At 67.3% G+C, this 16,360-nt stretch carries 12 protein-coding genes and 2 tRNA genes; 8 read left to right on the top strand and 6 right to left on the bottom strand.

Annotated elements, in window-relative coordinates:
- Positions 1 to 10 precede the first annotated feature (10 nt).
- The 3 genes from F3H32_RS07495 to F3H32_RS07485 all read left to right on the top strand — a co-directional run bounded on the left by F3H32_RS07495 (position 11) and on the right by F3H32_RS07485 (position 2,956).
- Positions 11 to 87 (top strand) — tRNA-Met (locus F3H32_RS07495).
- A gap of 307 nt (positions 88 to 394) precedes the next feature.
- Positions 395 to 1,231 (top strand): hypothetical protein, encoded by an 837-nt coding sequence (locus tag F3H32_RS07490; protein WP_149765292.1) that lies wholly within the window; start codon positions 395 to 397, stop codon positions 1,229 to 1,231.
- Between the two features lie 93 nt (positions 1,232 to 1,324).
- The gene (locus F3H32_RS07485) at positions 1,325 to 2,956 is read left to right on the top strand and encodes an acyl-CoA dehydrogenase family protein (RefSeq protein ID WP_149765291.1); all 1,632 of its coding nucleotides are present in this window, start codon (positions 1,325 to 1,327) and stop codon (positions 2,954 to 2,956) included.
- A 43-nt stretch (positions 2,957 to 2,999) separates the two neighbouring features.
- Here F3H32_RS07485 and F3H32_RS07480 read toward each other — a convergent pair whose 3' ends face one another.
- The 5 genes from F3H32_RS07480 to thrS form a co-directional block, all read right to left on the bottom strand.
- Entirely contained in the window at positions 3,000 to 5,264 is a 2,265-nt protein-coding gene (locus F3H32_RS07480; RefSeq protein WP_149765290.1) for an adenosylcobalamin-dependent ribonucleoside-diphosphate reductase, read from the bottom strand.
- A gap of 143 nt (positions 5,265 to 5,407) precedes the next feature.
- Entirely contained in the window at positions 5,408 to 6,046 is a 639-nt protein-coding gene (locus F3H32_RS07475) for a DsbA family oxidoreductase (RefSeq protein WP_149765289.1), read from the bottom strand.
- On the bottom strand, positions 6,043 to 7,533 hold the full coding sequence (locus tag F3H32_RS07470; RefSeq protein ID WP_149765288.1) for a class I adenylate-forming enzyme family protein: 1,491 nt from the start codon (positions 7,531 to 7,533) through the stop codon (positions 6,043 to 6,045). The genes F3H32_RS07475 and F3H32_RS07470 overlap by 4 nt, the downstream gene beginning before the upstream one ends.
- A 210-nt stretch (positions 7,534 to 7,743) precedes the next feature.
- Positions 7,744 to 7,950 (bottom strand): cold-shock protein, encoded by a 207-nt coding sequence (locus F3H32_RS07465; RefSeq protein WP_011747293.1) that lies wholly within the window; start codon positions 7,948 to 7,950, stop codon positions 7,744 to 7,746.
- Positions 7,951 to 8,178: 228 nt separating this feature from the next.
- Positions 8,179 to 10,125 (bottom strand): threonine--tRNA ligase, encoded by a 1,947-nt coding sequence (gene thrS, locus F3H32_RS07460; protein WP_149765287.1) that lies wholly within the window; start codon positions 10,123 to 10,125, stop codon positions 8,179 to 8,181.
- Positions 10,126 to 10,293: 168 nt separating this feature from the next.
- Here thrS and F3H32_RS07455 point away from each other — a divergent pair, with 168 nt between their 5' ends.
- Complete coding sequence (locus F3H32_RS07455; protein WP_149765286.1) at positions 10,294 to 11,040, top strand: alpha/beta fold hydrolase; 747 nt, start codon at positions 10,294 to 10,296, stop codon at positions 11,038 to 11,040.
- Positions 11,041 to 11,069: 29 nt separating this feature from the next.
- Here the strand turns inward: F3H32_RS07455 and phaZ are convergent, their stop codons facing one another.
- Entirely contained in the window at positions 11,070 to 12,413 is a 1,344-nt protein-coding gene (phaZ, locus tag F3H32_RS07450) for a polyhydroxyalkanoate depolymerase (protein ID WP_149765285.1), read from the bottom strand.
- A 734-nt stretch (positions 12,414 to 13,147) separates the two neighbouring features.
- On the opposite strand from phaZ, the gene phaC reads away from it, so the two are divergent.
- From phaC to F3H32_RS07430, 4 genes are all read left to right on the top strand, one after another.
- Positions 13,148 to 14,896: a class I poly(R)-hydroxyalkanoic acid synthase gene (gene phaC / locus F3H32_RS07445; RefSeq protein ID WP_223191378.1), complete on the top strand. Its 1,749-nt coding sequence runs from the start codon at positions 13,148 to 13,150 to the stop codon at positions 14,894 to 14,896.
- 114 nt (positions 14,897 to 15,010) lie between these two features.
- A complete protein-coding gene (locus F3H32_RS07440; protein ID WP_149765284.1) occupies positions 15,011 to 15,484 on the top strand; it encodes a Phasin in 474 nt (157 codons plus the stop codon).
- 147 nt (positions 15,485 to 15,631) lie between these two features.
- Positions 15,632 to 16,216 carry a polyhydroxyalkanoate synthesis repressor PhaR gene (gene phaR / locus F3H32_RS07435; protein ID WP_149765283.1) on the top strand — a complete coding sequence of 195 codons (585 nt, stop codon included), beginning with the start codon at positions 15,632 to 15,634 and terminating at the stop codon, positions 16,214 to 16,216.
- Between the two features lie 50 nt (positions 16,217 to 16,266).
- Positions 16,267 to 16,356, top strand: a tRNA-Ser gene (locus tag F3H32_RS07430).
- Positions 16,357 to 16,360: the final 4 nt, after the last annotated feature.

The following is a 16,360-nucleotide window of genomic DNA, read 5'->3' as shown; positions in this document are numbered from 1 at the left end:
ACCCACCCGTGGCGGAGTAGCTCAGCTGGTTAGAGCAGAGGAATCATAATCCTTGTGTCGGGGGTTCAAATCCCTCCTCCGCTACCATTTCCCCTTGCTGAAATGTCCTTGGATCCGGGCCGCGATGCCTGGCATCGGCGGCCGGTCGTCCTGCGTGCGGGGCGACGCGCCCATGCGTCGGCATGGTCTTTCGACGGACGGTCGGTGCGGCATCCCGGCGTTTACGGGTGTCGGCTTTCTGGTTAGAAGCCGCTCTTGCCTGCCTGCCGGAATGCGGGGCGCGCGCGTTCTGTCCAAACCACGGATCGACCATGAAAAACACCCTTGCCGACCATGCCGATTATCGCATCACCCTGCACCAGGGCGCCGACGCGGGGGGGGGCGACCGCTCGTCGTGACCTTTGGCGGCCAGCCTTCGGGCCTGGCGGCATCGGGGTTCGGCACGGGATGGTGCCTGGGCAAGGGCTGGGATACGATCTATGTCGCCCAGCGGGCCGGAACCCAATACCAGGACCTGCCGCTGGACGCCTTTGTCGCCGCGGTTGCGCCGGTGATTTCGGGGCGTGACGTCGTCTGTTACGGGTCCAGCCTGGGGGCCTATGCGGCGCTTTACTATGGCGGCAGCATCGACGCCCGGATCATCGCGGCCGCACCGATGTTGCCGGCCTGGCCACCGCTTAACCGGGTCAAAGACGCCATTCCGCTAAGGCATCTGCCGCTGCAAGACGCGCCGCGCAGCCGCCACGCGCCGGTCCTGCTTTATGATCCGATGATGCCGGACGACAAGACCATGGTCGAAAGCATGGTGCTGCCGCGCTATCCCGACGCGCGCGCCATCACGGTAGAGTTTGCGGGCCATACGATCCTGCAAATGCTGGCCCGCTCTGGCTTGATCAGCCAGATCCTGGTTCCGCTTTTCCTAGAGGACAGGATCGTCGAGTTCGACCTGGACCCCAGGGACAATTCGATCTGGCATTTCCGCAAGGGCCGCCACCTGATGCGCGACGACCCCAAGCGCGCGCGCCAGCATCTGGAACGCAGCCTGGAGATCGAGCCGTCGCGCCATGTCATCGGCAACCTGTTGTCGCTGCTTCTGCGGTTGGGCGACAACCTGGCCGCGCAGCGCCTGGTGGACCGGGTCAGGGCAAGCGACCATCCCGAAATGCGCATCCCGCCGGGCAATCTGGAGCGGGCCCGCGCCGCCGGCCTGGACCTGGGTAAGCTGGGCTAGGCGGCGGTTCGGCGGGACGATCCCGGACAGACTCGCGCCAGGGCCCCGGTCCGGGCTAGGATCGGCCAAAGGCGCAAGGAAAGGGCCCCGGCGATGGATCTTGACCCGACGGCGGAACTGGGCACCCATGAGGTGCTGAACCAGCCCGAAAGCCGCGCGGACCGCGATCTGTGGCGCGATGACGGGGCGCTGCGCGCGATGCTGGCCACCGGCGGCGCGCAAGCCGGCGGGCTGGCGCGCTACGGCGCGCTCATGGGCCGGGACGCGACGGCACAGGCGGCGCGCGATGCCAACCGCTACCCGCCCGAGCTTGTGCAGTTCGACAGCGGCGGCCGGCGGCTGGACGAGCTGCGCTTTCATCCCGCCTGGCACGGTTTCATGCGGGATTCCATCGCCGCCGGATATCACTCGGTCGCGTGGGAGCGCGGGCCGGCCGGCCACCTGACCCATGCCGCCATGGTCTATCTGGCCAGCCAGGTCGAGCCGGGGCATTGCTGCCCTCTGACCATGACCTATGCCGCCGTCCCGGTGATCGCGGGCGCGGCGGACCTGCCCGGCGACTGGCGCGGGGCGCTGATGTCGCGGCGCTACGACCCGGCGGTGCTGCCGCTTGGCGCCAAGCAGGGCGCAACGCTGGGCATGGCGATGACGGAAAAGCAGGGCGGTTCCGACCTGCGCGTCAATAGCACGCGGGCCGAGCCGGACGGCGATGCCTGGCGGCTGACCGGGCATAAATGGTTCTGTTCGGCGCCGATGTCGGACGGGTTCCTGACGCTGGCGCAGACCGGGCGCGGGCTGACCTGTTTCCTGGTGCCGCGCTGGCTGGAGGGCGGGCGCAACGCCATCCGCATCCAGCGGCTCAAGGACAAGCTCGGCAACCGCTCGAACGGGTCGGCCGAGATCGAATACCAGCGCGCCCTGGCCTGGCAGATCGGCGATCAGGGCGCGGGCATCCGCACCATCGTCGAAATGGTGCATCACACCCGGCTGGACACCGCCATGGCGCCGGCGGGGCTGATGCGCGCGGCGCTGCGCCAGGCGCATCACTGGACCGCCCATCGCAGCGCCTTTCAGCGCCGGCTGATCGACCAGCCGCTGATGCGGGCGGTGCTGGCCGACCTGGTGCTGGACTGGCTGGGCTGCCTGGCGCTTGGCCTGCATGTCGCGGCCAGTTTCGACGGCCATAGCGCCGAGGATCGCGCCTTTGCCCGCATCGGCGTGGCGCTAGCGAAATACCTGTCGAACAAGCTGTGCCCGATGGTCGTGGCCGAGGCGATGGAGGTCCTGGGCGGCATGGGCTATGTCGAGGACACGCCCCTGCCGCTTTTATACCGCGAGGCGCCCTTGAACGGCATCTGGGAGGGCTCGGGCAACGTGATCTGCCTGGACGCCCTGCGCACCCTGGCGCGCGAACCGCTGGCGGCCGCGACGCTGGCGGCGCAGCTTGATGCGGCAAAGGGGCAGGAGCCGGCCTATGACGCGGCGCTGGCCGCCCATCGCGCCCGCTGGAGCGGCAGCGTCCCCGAGGCCGAGGCGCGCTGGTTCACCGAGCGCAGCGCGCTGCTGCTGACCGCCGCGGTGCTGCTGGACGGGGACGATGGCGACATGGCGGCGGCATTCGTCCAGACGCGGCTGGCGACCGAGCGCGGCCGCACCCCCGGCACCATCCCCGCCGCCTGGGCCGAGCGTATCCTGGCCCGCGGCTTTCCCGTCGCGGCGGATTAGGGGCGGGCAAGCCCCCGCCTGTTCCAGTGCCGCCGCCGACCCGTCAGCCGCATTTGGAATGGCCGCAGGACGGGCAGGTCATGCAGCCCTCGATCATCCGCATGCCGTATTGGCCGCAGGCCGGGCAGGCCGGGCCGCGCGGGCGCTCGCCCACCGCCATGACCTCGGCCTGGGGGTCGGATTTCAGCCCCATCCCCTCGCCTGCCAGAAAGCCGGTCGCGACCATGTGGCGTTCGATCACCCCGCCGATGGCGGCCAGGATCGAGGGCACGTAGCGCCCCTCGATCCAGGCGCCGCCGCGCGGGTCGAACACCGCCTTCAACTCTTCGACCACGAAGGACACGTCGCCGCCACGCCGGAACACGGCCGAGATCATCCGGGTCAGCGCCACGGTCCAGGCGAAATGCTCCATGTTCTTCGAGTTGATGAAGACCTCGAACGGCCGGCGATGCCCGCCCTGCACGATGTCGTTGATGGTGATGTAGATCGCGTGCTCGCTGCCGGGAAACTTCAGCTTGTAGGTCGCGCCCTCCAGCGCTGCCGGGCGGTCCAGCGGCTCGGTCAGATAGACGACGTCAGCGCCCTTGTCGGCCTGGGGCGCTGCATCGGTCTTTTCGCTGACCGACAGGACCGAGCCGGTGACGTCGTTCGGCCGATAGGTGGTGCAGCCCTTGCAGCCGCTGTCCCAGGCCGCCAGGTAGACGTCCTTGAAATCCTGGAAGGAAATATCCTCGGGGCAGTTGATGGTCTTGGAGATGGAACTGTCCACCCATTCTTGCGCCGCCGCCTGCATGGCGACATGGTCCAAGGGCGCAAGCGTCTGGGCGTTGACGAAATAATCGGGCAGGGGCGCGTTGCCATGCAGGTCGCGCCACATCTGCACGGCGTAGTCCACCACCTCTTCCTCGGTGCGCGAGCCGTCCTTTTGCAGCACCTTGCGGGTATAGGCATAGGCAAAGACCGGCTCGATCCCGGAACTGACATTGCCGGCGTAAAGGCTGATCGTCCCGGTCGGCGCGATCGAGGTCAGCAGCGCGTTGCGGATGCCGTGTTCCGCCACCGCCTCGCGCAGGTCCGCATCCATGCGCTGCATGAAGCCCGAGGCCAGGTATTTCTGCGCGTCGAACAGCGGGAAGGCGCCCTTTTCGCGGGCCAGATCGACCGAGGCCAGATAGGCGGAACGCGCGATGGCCTTCATCCAGACGCGGGTCTGCGCGACCGCGTCGTCGGCGCCATAGCGCAGGCCCAGCATCAGCAGCGCATCGGCCAGCCCGGTGACGCCCAGCCCGATGCGGCGCTTGGCCTGCGCCTCGGCCGCCTGCTGCGGCAGCGGGAATTTCGAGGCATCGACGACGTTGTCCATCATCCGCACCGCGGTGCGCACCAGCTCGTCCAGCGCCTCGGGGTTCAGGCGCGCATCGGCGGTAAAGGGCGCCTCGACCAGCCGGGCCAGGTTGACCGAACCCAGAAGGCAGGCGCCATAGGGCGGCAGGGGCTGTTCGCCGCAAGGATTGGTCGCGGCGATGGTTTCGCAATAGTTCAGGTTGTTCTGCTGGTTGATGCGGTCGATGAAGATCACGCCCGGCTCGGCATAATCATAGGTCGCGCGCATGATCCGGTTCCACAGGTCGCGCGCCTGGACGGTGTGATAGACCTTGCCGTCGAAGCGCAGGTCCCAGGGGCCGTCGGCCTTGACCGCCTGCATGAAGGCATCCGTCACCAGCACCGACAGGTTGAACATGCGCAGCCGGGCGCTGTCCTGCTTGGCCTCGATAAAGGCTTCGATATCGGGATGGTCGCAGCGCATGGTCGCCATCATGGCGCCGCGGCGACTGCCGGCGGACATGATGGTGCGGCACATCGCGTCCCAGACATCCATGAAGGACAGCGGCCCCGAGGCGTCGGCGGCCACGCCCTTTACCTCGGCCCCGCGCGGGCGGATGGTGCTGAAGTCATAGCCGATGCCGCCGCCCTGCTGCATGGTCAGCGCAGCCTCTTTCAGCATCTCGAAGATGCCGCCCATGCTGTCTGGAATGGTGCCCATGACGAAGCAGTTGAACAGCGTCACTTCCCGTCCGGTGCCGGCGCCGGCCAGGATGCGGCCGGCGGGCAGGAATTTGAAATCCGCAAGCGCGGCATGGAATCGATCCTCCCACAGGGCCGGGTCTTTTTCGACACGGGCCAGGTCGCGGGCGACGCGGCGCCAGCTATCCTCGACCGACAGGTCGATGGGCTGGCCGGCGCCATCCTTGAGCCGGTATTTCATGTCCCAGATCTGTTCGGCGATAGGGGCAGAGAATCGGCTCATGGCGAGGCATCCTTGATTGGTGGTCTGAACGGGCGAACGGGTCTTATACAGACGCTTGCGCCGGCTTCCAGTGGGAAGTCCGATTGTAACCGAAATCGCCACCGATTTCCAGATTTAGGTGTCGCCCGGCCCCTCACCCCCATCTATTGCGGGCCAGCCTCGTCGATCACCCGCTGCCACAGCTCGGCCGGCTGCGCGCCGGTGACGACATGGCTGTCGGCGACGATGAAGGTCGGGGCCGAGTTCACGCCGCGCCGCCGGGCGTGCAATTCGCGCGCCTGCACCGTGTCCACATCCGCGTCCGAAGCCAGAAGGCGACGGATCATCGCCCCCTTCATCCCAGCGCCTTCGCCGATGGCCACCAGAACGTCGGGATTCGAGATGTTCCTGCCCTCGCGCCAATGCGCCCGCATCAGCGCCGCCATGACCGGGGTCTGCACCGCCTCGATACCGGCCCAATGCAGCAGGCGATGGGCGTCAAGCGTGTTCGGCACCCGTTCGATCAGCGAGGGGTTGATCCACAGGCCCAGCCGCTCGCTGGCCTCCATTACCGGCTTCATCGCGTCGATGATGCCCTTTTCGCCGCCGAATTTCATCTTCATGTAGGCGACATGGTCCATCCCCGCCCGCGGCATCTGCGGGTCCAGCCGAAAGGGCTGCCAGGTGATGGCAAAGGGATGGGCGGGGCGGCTTTCCAGCGCCCGGTCAAGCTCGGCCTTGCCGATCAGGCACCAGGGGCAGACGGGATCGGCAAAGATGTCGAGGCGGATCTGCTGGCTCATGTCCGGTCCTTGCGATGGGCCGCTTGCTGGCTGGGTGCGTGGATGTCGCGAAGCGCGCGGCGGTTGATCTTGCCCGTGGGCGTGCGGGGCAGGGCGGGCAGGCCGATGTATTCGCGCGGCTGCTTGTAGCGGGCAAGCCCACGCTCGGCGGCCTGGCGCAACTGTGCTTCGTCGGCGCTGCCGGTCCAGAAGGCGGCGATGATGCTAGACCCCGGCCCGACGCGCAATTCGGTCGCGGCGATCTCGCCGATCTGGGGGATGCCGGCCAGCGCGTCCTCGACCTCGCCGGGCGATACGCGAAAGCCGCCGGCATTCATCATGTCATCGGCGCGGCCCAGGGTGCGGACCGCGCCATCGGGCCCGGCCTCGGCAAGGTCGCCGGTCAGGAACCAGTCGCCGTGAAAGCGCGCGGCGGTTTCCTGGGGCTGGTCCAGATAGCCCAGGAACAGGCCGGGATCCGAACGGTGGACCGCAAGGATGCCCGGCGCACCGGGCGCAAGTTCGGCGCCGCCGTCGTCCAGGATGGCGATGCGGCGGCCGGGTTGGGGAAAGCCCGCCGTTCCCTGGGGCGCCGGGCGGGCAGGACTGCCGGACAGGAAGGTCGAGCATTCCGACATGCCCATCGCCTCGTGCAGGTCGGTGTCGGTGCGTTCCTGCCAGGCGCGGCGCAGGCCCGGATCCAGCCTTTCGCCGGCGGTCAGGCCATGGCGAAGCCCGGCCCATGGCTTCCAATCGGCGCGCAGCATGCGGCGAAAGACGCCGGGCGCTGCGGCCAGGATCGTGGCGCCGTGGCGGCTGGCGATCAGCGGGATCTGTTCGGGGGCGATGCCCTGGGCCGGGATCAGCGCGGTGGCGCCCAGCGTCCAGGGATCCATCAGTCCGGTGCCAAGGGTAAAGGTCCAGTTGAAGGCGCCGGCATGCAGCAGCCGGTCCTGCGGCGTCAGCCCATACCAGCCATCGAACATCATCCGGCGGGCATGGATGGCGCGATGCGCGTGGCAGACGGCGCGCGGCTGGCCCGATGTGCCGGAGGTGAAGACGATATAGGCCAGGTCGTCGGGCGCGGCCTGGACGAAATCTGCCGGCGGCAGCGTGGCGAAATCGGCGAGGCGGGCGGCGGGCAGCACCGGGGCCGGATGGTCGGGCAGGGCGATGCCCTGATCGGCGATAATCATGGCCGGCCGGATCGCGGCGGCGATCTTGCCGATCTCGGGCGCGGTCAACATGGGCGAGGTCGGGACCGGCACGATACCGGCGGCGATGGCGGCCAGGTAGGTCACGGGAAAGCCCGGATGGTTGCCCAGCCGCATCAGCAGCCGGTCGCCCGGTGCAAGGCCGGATTGGCGCAGCCCGGTGGCGGCGCCCAGCACCGCCTGGCGCAGCCGGGCATGCGACCAGCGGTCGGCGCGCGCCAGGCCCAGCACGGACATGGCCAGCCTGTCCGGCGCGGCAAGCCCCGCCCTGAGCACATGTTCGGCCAGATTCATTGCCGTTTCCCCACCTGTTCCAGGGCTTGGGAATAGTCGCTTGCGGCAAGGCTGGGAAGGGGGCTTTGCCCCCCGCGGGACCGGCCCCTGGACGGGGCCCGTCCCGCACCCCCCAGGATATTTGACCACGAAAGAAAGGCTTGGCGCGCGAAAATGAAAACGGCCGAAGCCTTTACCGGCCGGCCGTTTCCGAATTCCGGTTTCTGCGAATCAGAGCAGCTTCAGGTCCGAGGCCGAGCTGCGGCCGTCGCGGCCGGATTGCAGTTCATAGGCGATTTTCTGGTTGTCGTTCAGGCCGGTCAGGCCGGCGCGCTCGACCGCCGAGATATGGACGAACACGTCCTTGCCGCCGTCATCGGGTGCGATGAAGCCATAGCCTTTGGTGGCGTTGAACCATTTTACGGTGCCGGTAGCCATTTTACCGTCTCTCTCCTTCAAGTCCTCCCGGAGCGATATTGCACCGGGCCGTGCAGCCCTTTCTCGTCAAGTCCGGCTGCCCCGTGAAGGGAGGCGGGTAGAAAGTCGTGCTCACGCGGACGAGAGGATGAACGATTCGCGAAAAAACGCAAGCGTGAATGCGCGGCGCAAGATGACGCCGGGTCGGCTTACGCTTTCGCATCGGCAAATTGTCGCCAAGCCGGAAACCTAGCGCAGATCCGGGGGCGCGGCCTCGGCCCGCAGCAGGGCGATGGCCGCTTCGAGCCCATGGCTTTCGCTGCCCTGGCGGTCGAGCCGGCGGACCGAGACGCTGCGCTCTTCGACCTCTTTCAAGCCCACGGCCATGATGACGGGGACCTTGCCGACGGAATGTTCGCGCACCTTGTAGTTGATCTTTTCGTTGCGGGTGTCGGCCTCGGCCCGCAGCCCGGCGGCGCGCAGGGCGGCCACCACCTGATGCACGTAATCGTCGGCGCCCGAGACGATCGAGGCGACCACCACCTGGCGCGGCGCCAGCCACAGCGGCAGCTTGCCCGAATAGTTTTCGATCAGGATGCCGATGAAGCGTTCGAAACTGCCCAGCACGGCGCGGTGCAGCATGACCGGCATGTGCTTCATGCCGTCTTCGCCGACATATTCCGCGTCCAGCCGGTCGGGCAGGTTGAAGTCGCATTGGAAGGTGCCGCATTGCCATTCGCGGCCGATGGCGTCGGTCAGCTTGAAGTCGAGCTTGGGCCCGTAGAAGGCGCCGTCGCCGGGATTGACCTCATAGGGCAGGCCCAGATGTTCGATGGCGCCTTTCAGCGCCGCCTCGGCCTTGTCCCAGATCGCGTCGGAGCCGACGCGCACATCGGGACGGGTCGAAAGCTTGATGTCGAATTTCTCGAAGCCCAGGTCCTTGTAGACCGAGGACAGAAGCCCGATGAAGCCGGCGCATTCCGCCTGGATCTGGTCCTCGGTGCAGAAGATATGCGCATCGTCCTGGACGAAGCCGCGCACCCGCATCAGCCCGTGCATGGCCCCCGAGGGCTCGTAGCGGTGGCACGAGCCGAATTCGGCCAGCCGCAAAGGCAGGTCGCGATAGGATTTCAGGCCCTGGTTGTAGATCTGGACATGGCAGGGGCAGTTCATCGGCTTGAGCGCGTTGATGCGCTTTTCCTTGGCGCCCTCTTCGTCCACCTCGACGATGAACATGTTCTCGCGGTAGGCTTCCCAGTGGCCGGATTTTTCCCAAAGGATGCGGTCCACGACCTGGGGCGTCTTGATTTCCTTGTAATCGGCGCGGATCAGCCGGCGGCGCATATAGGCTTCCAGCTCGCGATAGATCGACCAGCCGTTCGGGTGCCAGAACACCATGCCCGGCGCTTCCTCCTGGAAATGGAACAGTTCCATTTCCCGGCCCAGCTTGCGGTGGTCGCGTTTCGCGGCCTCTTCCAGCATGGTCAGATGCGCCTTGAGGTCGTCGCGGTTCCTGAAGGCCACGCCGTAGATGCGTTGCAGCATCGGCCGCGACGCGTCGCCCAGCCAATAGGCGCCCGCGACATGCGTCAGCTTGAACGCATCGGCCGGCACCTGGCCGGTATGTTGCAGATGCGGCCCGCGGCACAGGTCCTGCCAGTCGCCGTGCCAATACATCCGCAGGTCCTCGCCCTCGGGGATGCGGTTCACCAGTTCGACCTTGAAGGGCTCGTTCCGGTCTTCGTAATAGGCCAGCGCGCGGGCGCGGTCCCAGACCTCGGTGCGGACCGGGTCGCGGGCGGCGATGATCTGCTTCATCCGCGCCTCGATGGCGCCCAGGTCTTCGGGGGTGAAGGGCTCGGCGCGGTCGAAGTCGTAGAACCAGCCCTGGTCGCGGACCGGGCCGATGGTGACTTTCACGTCCGGCCATAGTTCCTGCACGGCGCGGGCCATGATATGGGCGAGGTCGTGGCGGATCAGCTCCAGCGCCGGCTCGCTGTCCTTCATGGTGTTGATCGAGATGCGGCCGCTGGCCGTGATCGGCCATTGCAGGTCGATATGCCGGCCGTCCAGGCTGGCCGAGATGGCGTTTTTCGCCAGGCTGGGGGCGATGGAGGCCGCGACCTCGGCCGCGGTCGTGCCGGCGGGGTAGTCGCGTGCATTGCCATCGGGAAAGGTCAGGGAGATCTGGGACATAAGTCCTCCTCGTCGGTTTGGCGCCCACGGAACGCCCGGTTGCGGGTATGTGGCGCGGGTGTGGCGCGATTGCCGGGGCTTGTCAATGCGGCTAGGTGGGCAGGGGGGCTTTGCGCCCCCCGTCGCGTTCCGCGACTCCCCCCGCAGGGTATTTGGGAAACGGAGAAAATGACGCAGTATCTGGAAGCGCCGCAGGGACGGCGCATCGCTTATGAGCGGGTCGAGGGGCAGGGGCCCGGGGTGGTGTTCCTGGGCGGGTTCCGCTCGGACATGCAGGGCACCAAGGCGCTGTGGCTGGAGGAATGGGCGCGGGCGCGGGGCCGGGCCTTTTTGCGCCTGGACTATTCGGGGCATGGCCAGTCCTCGGGCGCCTTCGAGGATGGGGGGATCGGCGACTGGCTGGCCGATGCCAGGGCGGCGATCGGCGCGTTGACCGAGGGGCCGCAGGTTCTGGTCGGCTCGTCCATGGGCGGCTGGATCGGCCTGCTGTTGGCGCGGGCGATGCCCGAGCGGCTGGCCGGGCTGGTCACGGTGGCGGCGGCGCCGGATTTCACCGAGCGCGGCTATTGGGCCGGGTTTTCCGCGGCCGAGCGCGCGGCGCTGATCGAGCATGGCCGGGTCGAGCAGCCCAGCGATTACGGCGATCCCTATGTCATCACCCGCCGGCTGATCGAGGACGGGCGCGACCATCTGGTGCTGGACCAGCCCTTGGCCCTGCCTTTCCCGGTGCGTTTCCTGCAAGGCACCGCGGATGCCGACGTGCCGGCGTCCTGGGCGCTGGATCTGCTGGCCCATGCCGCGGGCCAGGACATGCGGCTGGTGCTGGTCAAGGGCGCCGACCACCGCTTTTCCACCCCCGACTGCCTGGCGCTGATCGGCGCGGCGGTCGAGGAGGTGCTGGCCCGCGCAGGCTGAGGGGCTGCGCGGGCGGCGGCGCTGCGAGGTCAGACGGCGATCTTGGAATCGCGTTCCGAAAGGGTGGTCGCGCCGCAATCGACAGGGGCCGCGCCGCCGCGGCGGCGCTTGCGGGGACCGGCAGGATGCATCTGGTCGTCGATGAAGTCCAGCACCAGCGGGCGGATGTTCAGCCGCCAGCTTTTCCCGGCAAAGATGCCGTAATGGCCGGCTCCGGGTTCCAGGTGCTGGGTCTTGCGGCTGTCGGGCACGCCGGTGCAAAGCCCCAGCGCCGCGACGCATTGGCCGGGCGCCGAGATGTCGTCATTCGCGCCCTCGACCGTCATCACCGCCGTCTGGGTGATCTTGCCCAGGTCCACCGGCTTTCCGTTCACGGTAAAGCGGTTCTGCGCGATTTCCAGCCCCTTGAAGATGCGCTCGACCGTCGAGAGATAGAATTCGGCGGTCATGTCCATGACGGCCAGGTATTCGTCGTAGAAGGTATTGTGCCTGTCGCCTTCGGACGCCTCGCCGCGGGCCTCGGCGAAGATTTTGTCCAGGAAGGCCTTGGCATGGGTCTCGGCATTCATGGTGATGAAGGAGGAAAGCTGGGCGAGGCCCGGATAGACCATGCGCCCGGCGCCGCGATACTTGAAGCCGACCTGCTGGATCATCAGGTAGTCGAGTTCCCCCATGGTCATGCGGTTGCCGAAATCCGTCACCTCGGTCGCGGCCGCATCGGGGTCGATCGGGCCGCCGATCAGGATCAGCGAGCGGGGCTGGGCCTTGGGATCTTCCTCGGCCAGCATGGCCGTCGCGGCCAGGGCCAGCGGCGCGGGCTGGCAGACCGCGACCACATTGGTGTCGGGGCCCAGGTGGCGGATGAAGTCCACCAGGTATTGGGTATAGTCCTCGATGTCGAACTTGCCGCAGCTCACCGGGATGTCGCGGGCATTGTGCCAGTCGGTGACATAGACTTCGCAATCGGGCAGCAGCGAGGTGACGGTGGTGCGCAAGAGTGTGGCGTAATGGCCCGACATCGGCGCGACCAGCAGCACCTTGCGCGCCACGGGATCGCGGCGGGCGACGCGGAAATGCACCAGGTCGCCGAAGGGGCGGCGCAGCACCGGCTCGACATAGACGACATGGTCCTGGCCGTCCTCGGACACGACGGGGGGGATTTCCCAGTCGGGCTTGATGACCATGCGCGCAAAGCTGCGCTCGGTCACGCGGCCCCAGGCGGACATCAGCTTGAAAACCGGGTTCGGCAGCAGCGCGAAGGCGGGGTAGGAGCCAAGCGCCCGCGCGCTGGCGCCCATCCATTCGTTGGTGTTGCGGATCGTCTCCATCGCATCATAGGAGATGATGCCCCTTAAACCCTTGTACGTCGTCATCACAGCCTTCTTTCTTGAACCCGCCGGAATCGGCCTTGCCGGGAAGGACACGGCTTTACCTGCGTATTGTGCTAGGCATAATGATTTTTACGGTTCAGGGAGGATTGTCAATTATGGCCGGCAAGGATGAAAAACCGCAAACCGCGCCCAAGGCCGGCCCTGCGCCCAGGCCGCGCAAGGCGGGCGGGGCAGGGACCGGCGCGCGGGGCGGCGCGAAATCGGCGAAGGACCAGCCGGTGGCGGGCGATTCGGAAAAGCCGGCGCGCGGACGCGGGACAAAGGCCGCAGCCGCGTCGGCCAAGGCCGCGGACCCGTCCCCTTCGGCGGGCGGCGGGCCCCTTAAATCCGGGCCGGCCCCCCGATCCGGTCAGGCCGCCGCCCCTGGGGCCGCGGCGGAAGGCGGCGCCAAGCCTGCCGCCCCAGCCAAAGCCGCGTCGGGCAAGCAGGCGCCCGGCAAGTCCGGGGCGCGCAAGCCCTCGTCGCGGGTCCGGGCCGCCAGCCGCAGCGATCCGCGCACCGGCACCCGCCGCAAGCCGGCCGCCAAAAGCGCGGCAAAGACCCAGGCCGAACCGGATGCGCTGGCCGCTGTCGATGATGCCCTGCGCGCCGCCGGCAGTGTCGCGCGCCCGGCTGCCGCCCCGTCCCTGGACGCAGGCCCCGAGAAGGCCGAAACCCCTGTTCCCGGCCAGGCCGCATCCGCCTTTGCCGAGGCCGCCTTTGGGGCCGGCAGCCGCTTGCCCGAACAACTGGCCCGGAATATCGAGCGCATCGAATCGCTGACCCAACGCCTGGTCGCCGCCCTGGCGCAGCGCCGCGCGCCCAATCCCGGCGTCGAAATGCCCGGCCCCGACTTTTTCGCCAGTGCCGCCGGGGCATGGCTTCGGCTTCTGGCCCAGCAGCCCGAACGCGTGATCGGCCAGCAGGTCAGCTATTGGGGCCAGACCCTGCGCCACTTTGCCGAGGCCCAGGCGGCGCTGGCCCGCGGCACCCCCGCGCCGCCGCCGCCTGCCGAAGAGCCCAAGGACCGGCGCTTTTCCAACCCCCTATGGGAGGCGCATCCGTTTTTCAGCTTCATCCGGCGGCAATACCAGATCAATGCCCAGGCCCTGCAAGAGGCGGCAGGCGCGCTGGACCTGCCCGAGATGACCGACCGGCGCCGGATCGAATGGTTCACCCGGCAGATGATCGACATGATGGCGCCGACGAATTTCCTGGCCACCAATCCCGATGCGCTGGAAAAGGCGCTGGAGACCGAAGGGGAAAGCCTGGTCCGCGGCCTGGAAAACCTGGTGCGGGACGTCGAACAGAACAATGGCGAACTGATCGTTTCGCTGGCCGACCGCAGCGCCTTTCGCGTGGGCGAGAATATCGGCACCACCGAAGGCACCGTCGTCGCGCGCACCCGGCTTTACGAACTGATCCAGTACAAGCCCACCACCGGACAGGTGCATGAAATCCCGCTGGTGATCTTTCCGCCCTGGATCAACAAGTTCTACATCCTCGACCTCAAGCCGCAGAACAGCCTGATCAAGTGGATCGTCGATCAGGGCCATACGCTGTTCGTGGTGGCCTGGAAGAACCCCGATCCCAGCTATGGCGATACCGGCATGGACGATTACGTCTCGGCCTATCTTGAGATCATGGACAGGGTGCTGGACCTGTCCGACCAGCCCCGGCTGAACGTGGTCGGCTATTGCATCGCCGGCACTACCCTGGCCTTGACCCTGTCGCTGCTCAAGCAGCGCGGAGACGAGCGGGTGAACTCGGCCACGTTCTTCACCACCCTGACCGATTTCTCGGACCAGGGAGAGTTCACCGCCTATCTGCAAGACGATTTCGTCTCGGGGATCGAGGAAGAGGCGGCGCGCACCGGCGTGCTGGGCGCGCAACTGATGACGCGCACCTTCAGCTTCCTGCGCGCCAACGACCTGGTCTGGGGGCCGGCGATCCGCAGCTATATGCTGGGCGAGACGCCGCCGGCCTTCGACCTGCTTTACTGGAACGGCGACGGCACCAACCTGCCCGGACGCATGGCGGTGGAATATCTGCGCGGGCTTTGCCAGCAGAACCGCTTCGTGCGCGAAGGGTTCGACCTGCTGGGCCACCGGCTGCATATCCGCGACGTGACCGTGCCGCTATGCGCCATCGCCTGCGAGACCGACCATATCGCGCCCTGGAAGGACAGTTGGCGCGGCATCGCGCAGATGGGCGCGCGGGACAAGACCTTCATCCTGTCCGAATCGGGTCATATCGCCGGCATCGTCAACCCGCCAAGCAAGAAGAAATACGGGCATTACGTTTCGGATGCCGGCTTTGGCACGGATGAGCAGCACTGGCGCGACCAGGCCCGCCATCACCAGGGAAGCTGGTGGGCCCGCTGGGGCGAATGGCTGGCCGGCCGGGCCGGCGCCATGGTTGCGGCCCGCGATCCCGGCACCGGCCTGGGTCCCGCGCCCGGCGCCTATGTCCACGAGCGGGCTTAAGGTTTTTTCTGCACCGCAGCGAAGAAAATCTTGCAATGCTGCGGTGCAGAAAGTATATGGGGGACAGGACAGTTCACCCGGTGCCGGACTTCGCACCATTCAAGGAGAGAGCACATGGCCAAGACCCCTGACTTCACCAAGACCCTGCAAGACGTGATGGCGAAATTCCCGGTCGACACTTCGTCGTTCCAGGACGCCTTCAAATCCCAGACCGCCCTGGGCGAGCGGATGGCCCAGGTCGCCCTGGCCGCCGCCGAGCGTTCGACCGAGATTTCCGCCCGATGGGCCAAGGACACCATTGCCCGCATGGGCGAGCTGACCGCGACCAAGGAAGAGCCGGCCGAATATGCCAAGGCGCTGGGCGATTTCGCCTCGGCCGCCGCGGAAATGGCTGCCGAGCATATGGCCGCCTTTGCCGAAGTGGCCAAGAAGGTCCAGATGGACACCGTCGACCTGATGCTGACCGCCGGCAAGGATCTGGCGTCCGACGCTCAGCAGGCCGCCGAAAACGCGACCCGCGAAACCCAGGCCGCGGTCAAGAAGGCCGCTGCCGCGGCGTCCTCGGCCGGCACCTCCGCCAAGCTCTGATCCCGGTTTCCGGGATGTTCGGGACAAGGGGCAGTTCGCTGCTCCTTTTCTCATGCCGGGGGGCGGCCGGGACGCGCGCAGGATGGCGATTTTCTTTGCATTTCCGCGGGCCATTTCCCATCATGCTGCAAATGCACCGGAGGAGCCATGGCCGAGGCCGAGAACACGACCCCGCTTCTGATCAAGCGTTACGCGAGCCGCCGCCTCTATAATACCGAGACGAGCGATTACGTCACGCTGGACGATATCGCGGGGTTCATCCGGGCCGGGCGGCAGGTGCGCATCGTCGACCTGAAAAGCGGCGACGACCTGACCCGGCAATATCTGTTGCAGATCATCGCCGAGCACGAGGGCCGGGGCGAAAGCGTGTTGCCGATCGAGGTGCTGATCGACCTGGTGCGCAGCTATACGACCCAGGCGCAATCCGTCGTGCCGCAATTCCTGGCCGCCAGTTTCGAGATGCTGCGCGACGGCCAGTCCAAGATGATGGAGAATCTGTCGACGTTCCCGAACCCGATGTCCTCGATGCCGGGTTTCGAGGCGCTCCAGCGCCAGCAGCAGCTTTTCCTTAGGGCGATGGCATCGGGCTGGGGCGCCGGCAGCAGCGGCCCCGACCAGGACGCGGCGGAAGATGCGACCGCGCCCGGCGGGCCCAAGGATTCCGCCCCCGAGGACATGGCCGAGATCCGCCGCCAGCTTGCCGAGTTGCAGAAGCGGATTTCGAAGCTATGAGGCATCTGCGGCTTGCGCAATCCGCGCCGCCGCGCTAGACGATCCGCCACGGACGGTTGGCCGAGTGGTCGAAGGCGCACGCCTGGAAAGTGTGTAGGCGGGGAACCGTCTCGAGGGTTCGAATCCCTCACCGTCCGCCATCGC

Origin of the sequence: Paracoccus thiocyanatus (assembly GCF_900156255.1) — a bacterium.
In the GTDB taxonomy this organism is placed as follows: Bacteria; Pseudomonadota; Alphaproteobacteria; order Rhodobacterales; family Rhodobacteraceae; genus Paracoccus; species Paracoccus thiocyanatus.
The sequence above is the reverse complement of the archived record's forward strand: the minus strand, read 5'-3'. Positions and strand labels throughout refer to the sequence as shown.

Excerpts from the sequence above, each read along its gene's own strand:
- F3H32_RS07485 (WP_149765291.1), top strand. The coding sequence starts at position 1,325 with ATGGATCTTGACCCGACGGCGGAACTGGGCACCCATGAGGTGCTGAAC.
- F3H32_RS07480 (WP_149765290.1), bottom strand. The coding sequence starts at position 5,264 with ATGAGCCGATTCTCTGCCCCTATCGCCGAACAGATCTGGGACATGAAA.
- F3H32_RS07475 (WP_149765289.1), bottom strand. The coding sequence starts at position 6,046 with ATGAGCCAGCAGATCCGCCTCGACATCTTTGCCGATCCCGTCTGCCCC.
- F3H32_RS07470 (WP_149765288.1), bottom strand. The coding sequence starts at position 7,533 with ATGAATCTGGCCGAACATGTGCTCAGGGCGGGGCTTGCCGCGCCGGAC.
- F3H32_RS07465 (WP_011747293.1), bottom strand. The coding sequence starts at position 7,950 with ATGGCTACCGGCACCGTAAAATGGTTCAACGCCACCAAAGGCTATGGC.
- thrS (WP_149765287.1), bottom strand. The coding sequence starts at position 10,125 with ATGTCCCAGATCTCCCTGACCTTTCCCGATGGCAATGCACGCGACTAC.
- F3H32_RS07455 (WP_149765286.1), top strand. The coding sequence starts at position 10,294 with ATGACGCAGTATCTGGAAGCGCCGCAGGGACGGCGCATCGCTTATGAG.
- phaZ (WP_149765285.1), bottom strand. The coding sequence starts at position 12,413 with ATGACGACGTACAAGGGTTTAAGGGGCATCATCTCCTATGATGCGATG.
- F3H32_RS07440 (WP_149765284.1), top strand. The coding sequence starts at position 15,011 with ATGGCCAAGACCCCTGACTTCACCAAGACCCTGCAAGACGTGATGGCG.
- phaR (WP_149765283.1), top strand. The coding sequence starts at position 15,632 with ATGGCCGAGGCCGAGAACACGACCCCGCTTCTGATCAAGCGTTACGCG.